We start from the raw sequence: 517 nt of genomic DNA, 5'->3' as shown, positions 1-517 counted from the left end.
TCGTGGAAGTAGAACATCCCCTCTTCGGCGGCGAGGCGGTTCACGAAATCGAGGTCGGTTTCCCGGTACTGAACGCAGTATTCCCGCTTGGCGTGCTCGTTTTTGAGGGCAAAGGCGTAATCGGTGATGCCGTGCTCTTGCAAAAGAATGCTGAGGATTTCATCGGGCTTTTGTGCCTGGAAGATGCGGGAGTTGTGGCGAAGTGACAGCCGCCACAGGGCCGGCTGCACCATGAGCTGATAGCGGGTGCGGCGAAAACCGCTGTCACCCTGCGCGAAGTCACTGACCACCCCGCACACCCGGCGCTGCAGCTCGCCGTTGTACCAGACCAGCAGCTCGCAGGGCTGGTCCAGCACGGCGCCAACGTCGATGTCGGGCTGGGCACTGGCCAGCTCAAGGCGCAGGTTGAACGGCCGGTTGAGCGCTTCATCCAGCGCAAACTCGGCCACCACAAAGGTGCTCTCGGGCAGAGCCCCTACCTTGACGGTGAATTGTAATCCTGTGCTGTCTGCCATGA

The 517-nt window shown here is 60.9% G+C and carries 1 protein-coding gene; it reads right to left on the bottom strand.

Annotated elements, in window-relative coordinates; genetic code table 11:
* A partial coding sequence (gene tssI / locus ACB037_RS21305; RefSeq protein WP_371175905.1) for a type VI secretion system tip protein TssI/VgrG occupies positions 1–515 on the bottom strand: 515 nt, incomplete at its 3' end.
* Between the last annotated feature and the right edge of the window lie 2 nt (positions 516–517).

It is taken from the genome of Aeromonas sp. S19(2024) (genome assembly GCF_041402625.1).
GTDB classification, from domain to species: Bacteria; Pseudomonadota; Gammaproteobacteria; order Enterobacterales; family Aeromonadaceae; genus Aeromonas; species Aeromonas caviae.
Note: the sequence above shows the minus strand (reverse complement) of the source record. Positions and strands in the feature narration are given on the sequence as shown.